Below are 15,619 nucleotides of genomic sequence, written 5' to 3'. Positions count from 1 at the left end.
AGAGACGATGCGTCATTTGTTCCTGTCCGCCGCGCTGACGGCGCTGATCCCCGGTGTCGCCTGGGCCGCGCGCGATTGCGCTGGCGCGGTCGCGGCGTGCGAGCGAGCGACGCCGGGGGCGCTGTCGCTGCTGGTGCCGGGGCGCGTGGCGACGGTCGTCGTCGATGCGGGTGACGAGCCCGGCGTGGCGCGCGCCGCCAGCGATCTGGTCGCCGATCTGAAAGCGGTCGGCGGCGGCGAGGCCAGGCTTGCCCGCGACGTCTCGGGCGGGGCGACGGTGATCGCGGGGACGCTGGGCCATAGCGCGGTGATCGATGCGCTGGTGAAGGCAGGCAAGCTGGATGTCTCGGGTCTGGCGGGCCAGTGGGAGGGCTATGTCGAGCAGGTGGTCGACAATCCCGCGCCCGGTGTCGCGCGTGCGCTCGTCATCGCCGGGTCGGATCGGCGCGGCACGATCTTCGGCCTGTACGACATCAGCGCGAAGGCGGGCGTCAGCCCCTGGACCTGGTGGGCCGATGTGCCCGCGCAACGCCACCCGACCCTCTATCTGACGGCGGGGCGCGTCGCAGATCGTCCGGCCGTCAAATATCGCGGCATCTTCATCAACGACGAGGAACCAGGCTTCGGCAACTGGGCGCGGACCAAGTTCGGCGGGGTCAATCACCTGGCCTATGAGAAGGTGTTCAACCTGCTGCTGCGGTCCAAGGCCAATTTCATCTGGCCCGCCATGTGGGGCAAGTCGCTATGGGAGGACGATCCCGCCTCCGCTCCGCTGGCGCAGGAGATGGGGGTGCTGCTCGGTACGTCGCATCACGAACCGATGCAGCGGGCACAGGCCGACTGGAAGCGTGAGGGCACCGGGCCGTGGGATTACACAAAGAACGCTCCCGTGCTCCGGTCCTTCTGGCGGAAAGGCATCGAGCGGCGCGGCAAGGCCGAGGATCCCGTGACCATCGGCATGCGCGGCGACGGGGACGAGCCGATGACCGAGGGCACGGCCACCGATCTGTTAGAGCGGATCGTCCGCGACCAGCGCCAGATCATCGCCGACGTGACGAAGCGCCCGGCGGCCGAGACGCCGCAGGTCTGGGCGCTCTACAAGGAGGTGCAGGATTATTACGACAAGGGAATGCGCGTCCCCGACGACGTGACCCTGCTCTTCGCCGACGACAATTGGGGCAATATCCGGCGCCTGCCCCCGATCGGGCAGCGCCGCGCGGGCGGGGCGGGCGTCTATTACCACTTCGATTATGTCGGCGGGCCGCGCAACTACAAGTGGCTCGACACCAACGCCATCCCGCGCGTCTGGCAACAGATGCGGATGGCGGAGGATTATGGCGCGGATCGCCTGTGGATCGTCAATGTCGGCGATCTGAAGCCGATGGAATATCCCATCGGCTTCTTCCTCGACATGGCGTGGAACCCAAAGCGCATGGATTTGGCCGCGATGCAGGCTTATCCGGCGAAATGGGCGACGGCGCAGTTCGGCGCCGCGCACGGGACGGAAATCGGTGCGCTCCTGACCCGCTATGGCCAGCTGGCCAGCCGTCGCAAGCCCGAGCTGATCGATGCGACGACCTATGGCTATGCCGATGGCGAATGGGCGCGGGTGCTGGGCGAGTGGAACGCCTTGGATGCGCAGGCGCGCCGGGTCGGGGCGACGCTGCCCGCCGATTTGCGCGATGCCTATTACGAGCTGGTCCTCCACCGGGTCGAGGCGATGACCAACCTGCACCGGCTGTATGAAGCAGTTGCCGCCAATCGCGCGGCGGCGCAGGCGGGGGATGCAGCCAAGGCCAAGCGCTTCGCCGATGCCGCGCGTGGCTATTTCACGGAGGATGCGGCGATCCGCCGCCGCTACGAGGTGGATACGGCGGGCGGCAAATGGACCAGCATGATGGCCCAGACCCATATCGGCTATACCGGCTGGCAACAGCCCGATGCCGATGTGATGCCCGCGCTGGCGACGGTCGAAAAGCCGTTGCCGCTGCCGCCGGTCACGCCGAAACCGTTGGTCCGGGTCGCTGCGGACGCCGGTCGCGCGGTCGCCGGGCGGGGTATCCGATGGCAGCGCGTTGCGGGCTTCACCGCCGAGGGCGCGGCGATGGTCGCGACGCCGACCACCGCGCCCGTGATCGAACGGCCGGGCGGCGACAGCCCGCATCTGGTCTATGACGTGAACTGGACCAAAGCCGGGCCGGTGGCGCTGGGCGTGGTCGCGGCGCCGGGCCTCGACGTGCGGGGCGGGGGCAAGCACCGGATTGCGGTGTCGGTCGATGACGGTACGCCCGTCATGCTCAACCTGATGGCGGGCGAGACCGAAGAGACGTGGGGGCGTTCCGTGATCGAGAACCGGCGTGTCGCCGCGATCGTGCTGCCCGCTTTGTCGGCGGGGAAGCACCGCGTCACCCTCTGGCTGGTCGATCCCGAAGTGGTGGTTCAGGGGGTGACGCTCAGCCCGCGCTAACCCCCGCGCAGCATCCGCATCGCGTGCGCCCGGACCATCTTGGCATGGTCCGGACCGTCGCTCAGAACCCCGTGACGGCCCTCGGGCAGATGGGCGAGCGGATGGCCGTCGGGGCGGAAGACATAATGGTCGAACCAGGCCCGCCACGCGGCCCGTTCGGCGGGCGGGCGGCCCGCGATTGCGCTCATCGCCAGGAGCATGGTCGGGAAAGGCTGATCGGGGCCGACCGGAAAGGCGTCCCACCAGTAATTGACCAAGATGTTGAGAGCGCCCGTCGCCTCGACCCGGTGCCACCAGAGCTTGGGCATGTAGAGCGCGTCGCCCGGCCCCAGCTCGACGATGATCGCCCGGTCGCGCGCCTGTTCGAACCGGGGATAGCGCGGGTCGCCGGGTTCGGCTCCGGCGGCGAGGGCGACCGGCTGGCCTGCCATCGTGTGATCGATCGGCCCGACATACAGGTCACCGATCGCGTCGGGGGGATACAGGGTGAAGGTACGCCGACCGGCCACCACGCAGGCGATATTGTCCATCATGTCGTAATGACATGCGACGGTCGACGCATGGCCGATCCAAATCAGCGGCGACACGCCCGGCGGCGCGAAAGGCAGGCGATTGTCTTCAGCCAGACCGGGCAGGGCGTTGGCTATCGGCAGGGACCCGACATAAAGCGTCTCGCTGTCGCTTCCAGCCGCGATACGCCGCACCGCCTCGTCCAGCGGCATCGCCTGTCGCCGGAAGTTGAAGCCCGACATATCGTCGTTGTAATCGTAGCGTCCTCTGATCGCCGCATCGCCGACGAACGCCTCGATCTGTCGACCCGCATCGAAGCGCGCAAGATAGGCGGTGAGGGCATCCCCATCGACCTTCGCGGCCTCTGCGAGCGGCCAGTCCGACGCCGCACCGCGAATGACGACCGGGCGGCAGGGCTCGACCACCAGCCGCCGAAAGGCGTCATGCCCGTCCAGCGCCGCGCGGTCGATCTCGGCCGCCGTCTGGGTCATTGGGTGAGGCCGCTCAGCCGCTCATTGCGCCGCCGCGCCAGTGTCGGGATATGCCGGACCGATCCGGTGATCGCATAGATGAGCTGCAGGTCGCCCGAGCGAAACAGCGCCAGTGCGACGTCGTCGGGAAGCGCGTGCACTGCATCCAGGCTGATGGTGTAGAGCGAGTCGAGACGCATGCTTTCACCATTGTCGAATTCGAAGCTCAGGTCGATCGGCTCGACCAGCCTGTTCTCCTCCAGCCGGCGCAGGAACTGTTCGGTCTCCGGCAGGCCGACATGCAGCCGCCGCAGCGCCGCCTGTACCCGGCGAAGCGCGGGAGCCGGGCCGCCGTCCGTGTCGAACACGGCCGCGCCGTCCATCTGGGTCAGTGCGGGATGATGCACGTCGATCGCGATATTCTCGCCCGAGACGTAGAAGCCCTGACGCTCCAGATCGGCGGGGCGATAATCCGCCAGCGTGCCATTCGGAGCGAGACAGAGATTTTCGTCCGGCACCAGTCCCATCAGCGCACCGGGATAGAGATCGCCGGTTTCGGGATGGCGGGCCATCAGGATCGGATAATGGAGCGCGGCGGGCAAAAATTCGTCGGCCACAAGCTGGACGAAATGTCGCCCCGCATCGGGGGCGGCGGAGACGCGCAGGGCCGCATGACGCGCGCTGTCGAGCAATTCCATTTCGGCCATGCCGGTCGGTCCCTTCATCCCCTCGGTCCCGTCGCGTTACGTGCGAAGCGGGGCGGTCAGGCCGGGACTGTGTCCGTCCCATGCGCCTGCCGTCAAGCCACGGGATAGCCGGTCCCATCCGCTCTGACAAATGGCTTGTGATGCATCTATTATAACGCTAACATCGAGTCATCGAATGGGTGGTACGGTGCAAGAACGCCGATCGCGCATGAATATGATAAACGTAGGAGAGGGGAAGATGGTGGCTCGCACTGCTTTTGTGGCTGCATTCGTTTCGCGCCGGACCTTGATGGCGGGCGTCTCGCCGCTCATGGCCCTCGCCATGGTGTCGCCGGGGACGGCCTTTGCCCAGACCAGCGGCGCGGTCCGCCCGGACGTGCCGGTCCAGGCCAACACCACCACCGCCCAGCAGGCCGGTACCCCGCAGGACCAGTCCACCGCTCCCAGCGAAGCCGATAACAGTCCGTCTCCCGCCGGCGAGGCGACCACCGCCGACATCATCGTGACCGGCCTGCGCAGCTCCTTGCAGCGCAATCTCGACATCAAGCGTACCGCGACCGGCGTCGTCGACGCGATCTCGGCCGAAGATATTGGTAAATTCCCCGATTCGAACGTCGCGGCCTCGCTCCAGCGTCTGCCGGGCGTCTCGATCCAGCGGTCCGGCGCCCGTGGCGAGCCGACCGGCATCACCGTTCGCGGCTTTGGCGGCGACTTCAACACGACGCTGTATGACGGCCGCCGCATCTCGACCGCGACCGGCGGTCGCCAGATCGACTTCAGCACCGTCGGCTCGGACTTTATCGGCGGCATCAGCGTCCTGAAGACGCCGGACGTGTCGCTGGCGTCCAGCTCGATCGGCGCGACCGTCGACATCCAGTTCCCCAAGCCGTTCGACCACCCCGGCTTCCGCGCCGCCGTCAGCGCTTCCGGGTCGCTACAGGACCGCGCGGGCCATGTCGTGCCGACGCTCGGCGCGCTGGTCAGCGACACGTTCGCTGATGACACGCTCGGTATCCTGTCGAGCTTCATTTATACCCGCCGTGATACCGATACCAACCGCGTCTTCGTGTCGGGCTGGCCGGGCGGCAACTTCGCGCCTTGCCAGCTGCAAGGCAGCACCGCCACCGTCTGCAGACCTACCTTCGACCCCAACGCTGACCCCAGCCAACGCCGCACCCTGACCGGCTGGTTCCCGCAGCAATATGGCGCCGAACAGCAGCGGACCCAGGACGAGCGCGTCGACGGTCGCGTCGCCCTGCAATGGCACCCCAGCAACGACCTGATGGTCACGCTGGACAACAACTTTTCCCGTCAGACCATCTCGACGGACGTTTACGGCTTCGGCGTGTGGTTCAGTCAGGATGCGCTGCGCAACGTCAAGCAGGACGCCAACGGCACGGCGGTCAGCTTTACCCAGGCCGGTTCTCCGACCGACTTCACCGCAGCGATGAACAAGCAGATCCTTCAGACCAACCAGACCGGTCTGAACGTCAAGTGGGACGTCACCGAGAAGCTGACCGTCGAGGCGGACGGCGCCTATGCCAAGAGCTGGCTGAACCCCGGCAACACCATCGGCAGCAGCAACGGCGACATCGGCTATGGCGGCGCGCTGGGCACCAATCTGGGCTTCAACATCACCGCCGACAGCAACAAGGCGTTCCCGTCGATCAGCAACTTCGGTCCCGCCGGTAACGGTGGCCGTTGGGCCGATCCGGCGGTGATCGGGTCGCACGTCACCGTTCTGCAAACCCAGAAGAACACCGACGAACTGAAGCAATTCCGCGGCGTCGTGACCTGGAAAGAGGACAACATCACCCTCAAGGCGGGTGGCCAGTACACCGACGACACCTTCAACCTGCTGAACCGCAGTACCTTCACCAACAATTTCTGGCAGGCTTATGCCGGTTATGGTGCGCCGTCGGGCCAGGGCTCGGGCGTCTCGCCGCTGCCGTCGAGCCTGTATCAGGGATCGATCAGCCTCAACAACTTCATCCCGGGCTTTGGCGGCACGCTACCACCGTCGGTCCTGGTTTATAGCCCACAGGCCTATCAGAACTATCTGACCAGCTTGGGCAACCCGCAGGCGCAGAACGTCCCTGGCTTCAACTATAATGGTGGCGTGAACGGCTTCACCGGCCAGTTCACGGAAGCGGTCGATCCGGGCAGCATCCTGTCTGTCAACGAAAAGACACTGTCGCTGTTCTTCAGCGGCAAGATGGAAGGTCAGATTGGCAGCATGCCGCTGCACGCCGCCTTTGGCGTGCGGACCGAGAACACCCGCCTCCGGTCGATCGGCCAGGGTCGTGCGCCCACGGTCATCACGCGCAGTGCCGCCGATCCGACCCTGCTGTCGATCGCCTTTACCGACGTCCAGCCGATTTCGAACCGCAGCAGCTACACCTATGTTCTGCCTTCGGTCGATCTGCGACTGGAAGTGACCGACACCCTGCAGCTTCGCTTCGACGCGTCGCGCACGCTGACCCGTCCGGGCCTCAGCCTGCTGAACCCCGTCGTCGGCATCGGCAACGGCCAGCGTGTCGGTGCCCTGTCGGGCAGCGGTGGCAACCCGAACCTGAAGCCCTACCTCGCCAGCAATTTCGACGTGGCGGCGGAATGGTATTACCAGCGCAACTCGTACATCGCGGTTGATCTCTTCCTGAAGAACGTCAGCAATTTCATCGTTGGCGGCGTAACCAACCAGACGGTGGGCGGCGTGATCGATCCGACGACGGGCAACCCTGCGGTCTTCGCCATCACGGCGCAGGTCAACGGTCCCGACGCAACGGTCCGCGGTGTCGAAATCGCGTGGCAGCAGGTGTTCGGCGACAGCGGCTTCGGTTTCCAGGCCAACGGCACCTTCGTCAACACCAACAAGCCCTATGACCCGAAGATCGTCGGGCAGAGCGGCTTCGCGGTGACCGGCCTGGCGAACTCGGCGAATTTCGTCGGCTTCTATGACAAGAACGGCTTCCAGTTCCGGACCGCGCTGAACTGGCGTGACGAATATCTGTCGGGCTTTGGCCAGAACCAGAATACCGGGTCGTACGGTGCCGAGCCGACCTTCGTGAACCAGAGCTTCCAGGTCGACCTGACCAGCAGCTACGACGTCACGAAGAACTTTTCGATCTTCGGTGAAGCGCTCAACATCAACAAGAACAAGCAGAGCACGCATGGCCGGTTCAAGAACCAGCTGCTCGACGTGTTCGATTATGGCCGCCGCTTCACGCTCGGCGCGCGCTATCGCTTCTGATGATGGCCGGTGGCGGGGATGGCGGGCTTCGGCTTGACATCCCCGCCGCTTCTCGGACCTACTGACCCATGGTTCAGCCCGTTCAGAATATCGTGATCGTCGGCGGCGGTACAGCCGGTTGGCTGACCGCCGGTGTCATCGCCGCCCGGCATCAGGGGCGGCGGCCGCATGGCTTCACCGTCACCTTGGTCGAGTCCCCCAATGTGCCGATCATCGGGGTGGGCGAGGGGACGTGGCCGACGCTGCGCACCACATTGCGCAAGATGGGTGTGTCAGAGACGGCGTTCTTCCGCGAATGCGATGCTTCGTTCAAACAGGGTGCGCGGTTCAATCGCTGGACCACGGGCGCGGACGATGACGGCTATTACCATCCGCTGATGCTGCCGCAGAGTTTCGCGCAGGTGAATCTGGCGCCGCACTGGCTGACAGCGGACGGCGAGCAGGTCAGCTTCTGCGATGCGGTGACGCCGCAGGGGCGCATCTGTGATGCGGGGCTGGCGCCCAAGACGATTGCGACGCCAGAATATGAGGCGATCGCCAATTACGCCTATCACCTCGACGCTGGGAAATTCGCCGACTTCCTGCGCCGCCATTGCTGCGAGCAACTGGGCGTTCGGCATGTGCTGGCCGATGTCGAAGAGGTATTGCTGACCGAGAGCGGTGACATTCGCGCGGTGCGGATGGCGCAGGCGGGCGAAGTGACGGGCGACCTGTTCGTCGACTGCACGGGCTTTCGCTCGCTGTTGCTCGGTGAGGCGATGGGGGTGCCGTTCAAGCCGCTGAACGACGTGCTGTTCTGCGACACTGCGCTGGCCATCCAGGTGCCCTATGACGATCCCGAGGCGCCTATCGCCTCGCACACCATTTCGACGGCGCAGTCCTCGGGCTGGATCTGGGACATCGGCCTGCCGACGCGGCGCGGGGTGGGGCATGTCTTTTCCAGCAGCCATATCGATCGTGACGGTGCCGAGCGCGAGCTGCGGGCCTATCTGGGCGAGGCGGGGCGTGACCTGCCTGTTCGCGAGCTGAAGATCCGGGCGGGCCATCGCACCCGCTTCTGGGAGCGCAACTGCGTCGGCGTCGGGCTGGCGGCGGGGTTCCTGGAACCGCTGGAGGCGTCGGCCATCGTGCTGATCGAACTGTCCGCCAAGCTGATCGCCGAGCAGATGCCCGCCTGTCGCGAAGTGATGGACACCGTCGCCAAGCGGTTCAACGACACGACGCTCTACCGCTGGGGCCGGATCGTCGATTTCCTGAAGCTGCATTATTCGCTGACCCAGCGGACCGACAGCGACTTCTGGCGCGACAATTGTCGGCCTGAGACGATGCCGGATCGATTGCAGGAGTTGATGGAACTCTGGCGCTATCAGGCGCCGTGGATGCATGACGAGTTCGACCGGGTGGAGGAGGTCTTCCCTTCGGCCAGCTACCAATATGTCCTGTACGGCATGGGTCAGAGCACCGACATCGCACCGGGCAGCCTAATCGCCGAGACGATTGTGGCCCAGCGGGCGCGGCGGGAGAATGACGTGCAGACCGGGCGGTTGCTGGCGGGGTTGCCGAAGCACCGCGACCTGATCCGGAAGATCGTGGAGCAGGGGTTGCCGACGATCTGAGGGATGGGGCGTGGCGTTCGACTTCGCTCAGGCTGAACGGGTGATGGGACGTGTGGCCTTCCCCGCGCTCCGTTCAGCCTGAGCGAAGTCGAACGCCACGGGACTACCTTCCCGACAGCGTGAAGCTCTCCACGTCCATCCACCCGCCCTTCACGCCCGGATTGTAGCAGAACAGCGCATATTGCTGCCCTTGGAACGTGCCCGTCCGCCAATCGAAGGCGAGCGGAAATTCCCCGCCCAGCGCCTGCCAGTCCCGTCCATCCACACTATAGGCCACACTCGCCCGGTCGGTCTTGAAGTCCATGTCCGTGCGCAGGAACAGCCGCTTCGCCGACACGCGTCTGGCATCGACCCGCATATCGATCTTCTGCGTCGTGCCCTTGTCGGCCGCGACGTCCTCGATCACCCGCATGGTCAGGGTCAGCCGTCCGTCGCTGCCCCGGCCGACTGCGATATGGCCGCTATATTTGCCGAAGGTGCCGAAGCCGCACTGATCGCCGCTGCGGATATGCGAAGTGTCGATCACCACCGTGCCCCGGCTGAACGGCCCTTGCCCCTTTTGCAGCAGCGTGTTGCGGGCGCTCCATAAGGCGGGAGCTTGCCCCGCGCGTAGCCGCATCCAGCCCGGCCGCTCGGTCAGCGACCAGCCGCTGGCGACGGGATTGTGGTTCCACTGCCATTGCAGCCCCAGCCTGCGCCCCGAAAAATTATCCGAGGCGGGAAGGATGCTGACCGGCTGACCCTGGATCGGCTTGGTCGCGGTGGCGGGAACACGGCCGGGGGCTTGCGGCGTGCCCCAGACCGGCCAGCCGTCCTTCCAGAACATGGGGCTGATATTGGTCATCCGCCCAACCGCGCCCGCATCGACCATGACGAAGCCATAGTCGGTGCCGTCGGGCAGATCGACGATCGCACCCTGATGTCCGCCGGTCTTGTCGTCGATCTGGTCGCGCGTCTCCCACGGGCCGAACAGGCTTTTTGCGCGCGAGACGGTCATACCCAGCCGCCGGGGGATGGCGTTGAACATGTAATAATAGTCACCGCGCTTGACGAGCTTCGAGCCCTCCGCGCCTTTGTTGTAATAGACGACGCGCTTGTCGGTGACGGTGCGCAAGTCGCGGTCCAGGCTGAGCAGCGTGTTGGTGCCGTCCGACCCGACCGAGGTCATGATATATGCGCTGCCATCGGTGTCGAAGAACAGGCCCGGATCGAAGGCGGCCTCGCTGATCCGGTTCATTTCCCACGGACCGTGAATATCCTTCGAGCGATAGATGCGCGTCTTCTCGCCCACCGGCGTCACTGCGATATAGAAAACGCCGTCGCGGTAGCGCAGGCTGGGCGCGAAAATGCCCTTCCGATATGCGCCGCCGTCCTTCAGATCATATTGCGGCAGCCCCTCCAGCCGGTCGATGACATGGCCGACGAAGCGCCAGTTCACCAGATCGCGCGAGGTCATGATGGTCAGGCCGGGCACGTTCGCGAAGGTCGTGGTGATGAAGTAGAAGTCCTGCCCGACCCGGATGATGTCGGGATCGGGATAATCGGCATAGAGCGGCGGATTGGCATAGGTACCGTCGCCACGATCCGACTGCCAGGCCTGCGCGCCCGCCAAGCCAGGCAGGGTTGCGAGCAGCGCGAGCGGAAGCCACCTCATCGCGGGTTGTACACATAAGGGCCGATCACGGTCCCGACGAACCCGCCCGCCCGCTCGGTGCTGAGGAAGCGGGTATCGAGGTCGCTTTTCAGCGTCGCGCGCTTGCCGCCGCTCTCATAGTCGAAACCCATCGTCCCGCCCTTGGCATGAAGGGTCAGCGTCACCGGCCCCTTGGGCGCGAAGGGGGCCGAGGCGATCAGCGTCTCGGCCGCCGTCTCGTCGCGCGTATTCTTGCCCTCCCGCTTGTAGAGCGCGATGCGGGACTGGCCGTCGATGCGGGTCAGGCCGAAGAACAGATAGGCATAGTCGTTCTGCATCGCGACCAGCCCGGCGCGGGCGCCGTCCCTGGTCGGGGTGAAGCGCAGCGTGGTCGAGACATCCGCGATCGCATGTTGCTGCCGCCGTCCGACAAAGCCCGGTACACCCTGTCGATCGCCCAGCGCATCACCGCCCTTCATCGTGAGCGCACCCTTCGCGACCGAATAGAATGGCGTCCTCGGCGTCCGCACCCCGATCCACTGCATCGCCAGCCGATTGCCGTCGAACTCGTCGGTATAGCCGAAATTGCCACTGGTCGGCAGCTTGGGGGCAAGCGATGCGGGCAGGTTCGGAACCTTGTGGGTCCAGGGTACCGTCTTGCCCTTGTCCAGGATGATCGGCCAGCCGTCCTTCCAGGTTACGGGCAGCAGGAAGGTCTCGCGGCCGATATTGTAGAAATCATCGGCATAGGGCCGCGTCGCCAGGAAGGTCGCCCACCAGTCGCCATTCTGCGTCTGGACCAGCTCGGCATGGCCCGCCGCGCTGATCGGGTGCGGGCGTTTCGGATCGAGATCGCGCTGGGTCAGGATCGGGTTGTTCGCGAACGGAACATAAGGGCCGCGAAGCTCCTTCGAGCGCAACACGACCTGCGAATGGTTGACGCTGGTGCCCCCTTCGGCGGCGGTCAGATAATACCAGCCGTCCTTCTTGAAGATATGCGGCCCCTCGATCCAGACCGGCTTCTTCGACAGGTCGACGCCGCCATTGACCAGCTGCGTGCTCTCACCGACCATCTTGCCCGCGCGCCAGTCATATTCCTGAATCCAGATGGCGCGGTGGCCGTCATAGCGCGGCGTCTCATCGGGGGCACGGTTGTTGACGATATAGGCGCGGTCGCCCTCCCAGGTGATGGACGGATCGATCCCCTCGAAAGGCAGCCAGATCGGGTCGGACCATGGCCCCTCCGGCTTCTTCGCGGTGATGACGAAATTGCCCCGGCACTGAACGCAGGTGTTGACGATATAGAAGGTGCCGTCGTGATAGCTGATGTCGGGCGCGAACACCGCCTCCGACACCGAACGCCCGGTGAAGTCCAACTGGCCAGGCCGGTCGATCGCATTGCCGATCTGGGTCCAGTGGACGAGATCGGTCGAGTGGAAGATCGGCAGGCCGGGGAAGTGCGCGAAGGACGAGTTGACGAGATAATAATCCTTGCCCACCCGCGTCACCGACGGGTCGGGATAATAGCCGGAGACGATGGGGTTCAGATATTCGCCCGCCTTTGGCTTCACCTGCTCGATCGAGCGGCCCTGATAGGTGAAACGGTCGAACGTCGCGCTCTGGGCGGACGCCGCGCCCGTCATGACGAGCGACAGGGCGAGGGCGGCGAGGGGACGGCGGATCATGCGATGGACTTTCGGACGGGGGCGGCGCTCAGCGCAGCGGCGATGGCGGCGCGAAGCGGCTTGGGTTTCAGCGCATCGTCATAGGGCAGGGGACGTTGTGGCAGGCCATCGGCGCGCGGGGCGAAGCCGTTGAGCCAGCTATGCTTGTCCCACAGGCCCCAGCACAGCAGCTGGTCCAGCTGCGGATAGGACAGCATCATGTCGAGATAGCTTTTGGCGACCGAGGCGACCTGCGCATCGCGCTGGGCGATGTCCTTGGGCATCTCGCGGTCGTTGATGTCGAACTCGGTGATGAGCAGGCGATAACCCATGGCCGTGACGCTATCGAGGAAGCGCTTCCACTCGGCGCGCTGGACCTTCGAATGGCTGCCGTCATTGCCGAGATGGCTCTGAATGCCGAGCGCGTCGACGGGGACATTTTCCTTGCGGAACCGCTCCAGCAGGCGGAGCACGCCCGCGCGGTGTGTTTCGTTGCCGACTTCCCAGGACATATAGTCGTTATAGACGCGCTGGGCATGCGGGGCGTGTTCCCGCGCGGCCTCATAGGCGATCTTGAATACGTCGAAGCCCAGCGCCTTGTCGAACACCGTGCCCCGGACTTCGCCGGTCTTGGGGTCGATCGTTTCGTTGACCACGTCCCAGCTATAGATCTGGTCGCCGAAATGCCCCGCGACCGCCGCGATATAGCTGCGCAGCCATTTCTCCGCACCGGTCTTCGTCACCGTCTCGGCCTGCGCGGGCGAGATGTACTTCTTATAATTCCAGAGCAGCGTATGCCCGCGCAGCTTCATGCGGTTGTCACGGGCGAACCCGGCGATCCGGTCGGCGGGGGCGAAGTTCAGATGCGCAGGATCGCTGCCCAGCACATAGACCTTCATCTCGTTTTCCGGGACCAGCACGCCGCACTCGCGCGCGACGATCGCGCCGTAACCCGGATCGTTGATCGGCGAACCCCGGCCCGCATTGATCGCGGTGCCGAACAGGATGCCTTTCTGCGCAGCCAGATCGCGCAACGACGGGGCAGTTTGCGCCCATAGTGAGCTAGGTAGCGCTCCCATAGCGAGGCCGCCTGCAATCCCGGCCAGTTGCTGACGACGCGTCAGCGATGGCCCCTGCCAATTGGGTTTCATTACCCTCTCCCTTGTCCTTTGCTCGAACTTTTGCATGGCCTGCGTCAAACGGCAAGGCCATGAAAGTCGGGGCGAATGTCCGTCAGCCCGTCAGGCGCGCATCCGCCCAGACGACGGGCAGCGGTGCCTCGGGAGCGCTATCGGCACGGGCAATCAGTTCGATCAGCTTGCGGCCGCGCACATCCGCCTCGACGGCGACCGGCGCTTCGTTCAGTGCAACGGCCCGCGAGCGGGTGAGGAGCTTGCCGTCGCCATAAACCTCGAACACCACCCGCCGTTCGCGCGCGGTGGCGGAGTCGTCGATGCCGACCATGGCGCTGAACCGCGCCTGGCCGCGATTGCGCACCTCCAGCCGCGAATTGGCGAGCACGCCAATGCCGGTGTCGTACACCTTGCCGCTTAGCCTCAGTGGTCGGTTGAAGGGCGTGCGATCGGCCTGCGCGCCGCCCCAACCGGCATATTGCGGGAAATCGCCGGGCCCCTTGCTGCCGCCCCAGGGGCTGAGTTCGTGATGGATGGTCGGATCGCCCTCCGGCGTGACGATGCCGTCCTCGGCCGGGTTCACATCGCTGGGGTTCTCGGAGAGATAGTGGCCATCCGCCAGACGATGCGCGCCGGTCACGCGGTAGATCAGCGTCTGGTGCGGCGCGAGGGTCAGCTTCGTCTCGCCCGAAAACCGACTCTTAGCCCCGGTCCACAGGTCGGTCATAGCGACGTCGCCGCGCAGCTTCAGATGATCGGCGGTCAGCACCGGCTGCACGGGCGCGGCGGTGCGGTTAAGGATCGCCACCGCCTTGTCGCCATTGGCCAGGCTCTTCACGAAAATCTGCACGTCGTTGGACAGATAGGCGGGCACCGCCTGGTTCGCCCCTGCGTCCTGGTTGAGCGCGATGATCGCCCGGTTGCCGAGCAGGGCCAGTTGCTCGGCATTGGCCTTGCGCAGGTCGAAGCCGATCAGCAGCGGCGCGTTCATCATCGCCCACATCGCGAAGTGCGACCGCGCCTCGGTCATGTGGTTGGCGTCGAACTCGCCCGAGCCGACGAACAGCATGTCGGGGTCGTTCCACGTATGCGGATGGGCGTAGAGCGCACGGCTGGCGCTGGTATCGAAATTGGTCAGCATCCGCGACCAATGGGCGGTGATGTCGTCGCTGGTGCGCGAGACATTGCCGATCTGCTTGCCCCAGCTGCGCACATCCGACGAACCCCAAAGGCAGAGCGAGAACAGATAGTCGCCATCGGGGTTCTCGCGCTTCAGGGCGGTCGCCACCTGATCGTAGAGCGAACGCACCGCCGGAATATTGGTGCGCGCGAGAGAATTCATGTCGATCAGCGGCGTCAGTTCGCGATAGTCGCCCTTGCGGACATGGTCGCTGCCCTTGCCCAGCCCGCGAATGCCGCAACCATCGACCTTGATATAGTCGAAGCCCCATTCGCGGAAATAGAGCGCGATATCCTGATCGATATGACCGTATAGCCCGACCTCGCGCTCGGCGACGGTGCCCTCGGGCTGGTTGGCGAAGTTCGGGGTATAGACCTGGCCGCAGCTGTTGCGGCCGATATCCGAATAGATTCCCGCCTTGAACCCCATGGCGTGAAGCCGGTCGGTCAGCGGGCGGAAGCTGGTCTGCTGGTTGGGCCCGGCGGCGGCGGAGCGGAACTTGTCGGCGCGGATGACCAAGCGGCCATCGGGCTGGCGACGGCGCAGCCACCAGCCGTCATCGATGTTGATATAGCGATAGCCCGCCTCGCGAAGGCCCTTGTCGACGATCAGCCGGGCCGAGGCCATGACCTTTTCCTCGTCGACATCGCTGTTGAATGCGTTCCAGCTGTTCCAGCCCATTGGCGGCAGCGCGGCCTGCCCATCCTGATTGGCGCTCCACCGTCCCGTCGGGGCCAAGGGATCGGTCCTGTCCGCCGCCAGGGCGGGTCCGGAGGCCATCCAGGCCATGGCGATAGCGCTCGCGAAAACCCTGGCGATGATGGGCCGCATGATGATCCTCCCCGTATTGGTCTTTGGGTGATCTTGTCCGACTAAACCCAGGCTGTCCACCGTTGCACCATTGAAAAACCGTATGAAAATCGAATGCTGGACGGCGACGGCTTTCGTGATACCGTTACCAAAAATATGGTTTCAGGGGAGTGATTTGG

9 protein-coding genes are annotated in these 15,619 nt (G+C 65.1%); 3 read left to right on the top strand and 6 right to left on the bottom strand.

What is annotated here, in order from left to right; genetic code table 11:
- Window positions 1-7: 7 nt before the first annotated feature.
- Window positions 8-2,467 carry a glycosyl hydrolase 115 family protein gene (locus ACWKSV_RS05805; RefSeq protein WP_076716502.1) on the top strand — a complete coding sequence of 820 codons (2,460 nt, stop codon included), beginning with the start codon at window positions 8-10 and terminating at the stop codon, window positions 2,465-2,467.
- Here ACWKSV_RS05805 and ACWKSV_RS05800 read toward each other — a convergent pair.
- Window positions 2,464-3,468: a cupin-like domain-containing protein gene (locus ACWKSV_RS05800; protein WP_076716501.1), complete on the bottom strand. Its 1,005-nt coding sequence runs from the start codon at window positions 3,466-3,468 to the stop codon at window positions 2,464-2,466. The genes ACWKSV_RS05805 and ACWKSV_RS05800 overlap by 4 nt on opposite strands.
- Window positions 3,465-4,172, bottom strand: a complete 708-nt coding sequence (locus ACWKSV_RS05795) for a SapC family protein (protein WP_237243370.1) — start codon at window positions 4,170-4,172, stop codon at window positions 3,465-3,467. Before ACWKSV_RS05795 ends, ACWKSV_RS05800 begins: the two co-directional genes overlap by 4 nt.
- Window positions 4,173-4,392: 220 nt before the next feature.
- Between ACWKSV_RS05795 and ACWKSV_RS05790 the strand changes: the two genes are divergently transcribed.
- Both ACWKSV_RS05790 and ACWKSV_RS05785 read left to right on the top strand, forming a co-directional pair.
- Entirely contained in the window at window positions 4,393-7,404 is a 3,012-nt protein-coding gene (locus tag ACWKSV_RS05790; RefSeq protein ID WP_191864495.1) for a TonB-dependent receptor, read from the top strand.
- A 68-nt stretch (window positions 7,405-7,472) separates the two neighbouring features.
- Complete coding sequence (locus tag ACWKSV_RS05785) at window positions 7,473-9,020, top strand: tryptophan halogenase family protein (RefSeq protein ID WP_076716498.1); 1,548 nt, start codon at window positions 7,473-7,475, stop codon at window positions 9,018-9,020.
- A 103-nt stretch (window positions 9,021-9,123) separates the two neighbouring features.
- Here the strand turns inward: ACWKSV_RS05785 and ACWKSV_RS05780 are convergent, their stop codons facing one another.
- The 4 genes from ACWKSV_RS05780 to ACWKSV_RS05765 form a co-directional block, all read right to left on the bottom strand.
- Complete coding sequence (locus ACWKSV_RS05780) at window positions 9,124-10,674, bottom strand: glycoside hydrolase family 43 protein (protein ID WP_483666911.1); 1,551 nt, start codon at window positions 10,672-10,674, stop codon at window positions 9,124-9,126.
- A complete protein-coding gene (locus tag ACWKSV_RS05775; RefSeq protein ID WP_076716494.1) occupies window positions 10,671-12,338 on the bottom strand; it encodes a glycoside hydrolase family 43 protein in 1,668 nt (555 codons plus the stop codon). Before ACWKSV_RS05775 ends, ACWKSV_RS05780 begins: the two co-directional genes overlap by 4 nt.
- A complete protein-coding gene (locus ACWKSV_RS05770) occupies window positions 12,335-13,468 on the bottom strand; it encodes an endo-1,4-beta-xylanase (protein ID WP_483666910.1) in 1,134 nt (377 codons plus the stop codon). The genes ACWKSV_RS05775 and ACWKSV_RS05770 overlap by 4 nt, the downstream gene beginning before the upstream one ends.
- Before the next feature lie 82 nt (window positions 13,469-13,550).
- Window positions 13,551-15,461, bottom strand: a complete 1,911-nt coding sequence (locus ACWKSV_RS05765; protein WP_191864496.1) for an NPCBM/NEW2 domain-containing protein — start codon at window positions 15,459-15,461, stop codon at window positions 13,551-13,553.
- Window positions 15,462-15,619: the final 158 nt, after the last annotated feature.

The organism is Sphingomonas sp. SphC10, from assembly GCF_057004845.1.
Note: the sequence above shows the minus strand (reverse complement) of the source record. Positions and strands in the feature narration are given on the sequence as shown.

Bases quoted from the DNA above. Each gene is read 5' to 3' on its own strand.
- ACWKSV_RS05805 (WP_076716502.1), top strand. From the start codon at position 8: ATGCGTCATTTGTTCCTGTCCGCCGCGCTGACGGCGCTGATCCCCGGT.
- ACWKSV_RS05800 (WP_076716501.1), bottom strand. From the start codon at position 3,468: ATGACCCAGACGGCGGCCGAGATCGACCGCGCGGCGCTGGACGGGCAT.
- ACWKSV_RS05795 (WP_237243370.1), bottom strand. From the start codon at position 4,172: ATGAAGGGACCGACCGGCATGGCCGAAATGGAATTGCTCGACAGCGCG.
- ACWKSV_RS05790 (WP_191864495.1), top strand. From the start codon at position 4,393: ATGGTGGCTCGCACTGCTTTTGTGGCTGCATTCGTTTCGCGCCGGACC.
- ACWKSV_RS05785 (WP_076716498.1), top strand. From the start codon at position 7,473: ATGGTTCAGCCCGTTCAGAATATCGTGATCGTCGGCGGCGGTACAGCC.
- ACWKSV_RS05780 (WP_483666911.1), bottom strand. From the start codon at position 10,674: ATGAGGTGGCTTCCGCTCGCGCTGCTCGCAACCCTGCCTGGCTTGGCG.
- ACWKSV_RS05775 (WP_076716494.1), bottom strand. From the start codon at position 12,338: ATGATCCGCCGTCCCCTCGCCGCCCTCGCCCTGTCGCTCGTCATGACG.
- ACWKSV_RS05770 (WP_483666910.1), bottom strand. From the start codon at position 13,468: ATGAAACCCAATTGGCAGGGGCCATCGCTGACGCGTCGTCAGCAACTG.
- ACWKSV_RS05765 (WP_191864496.1), bottom strand. From the start codon at position 15,461: ATGCGGCCCATCATCGCCAGGGTTTTCGCGAGCGCTATCGCCATGGCC.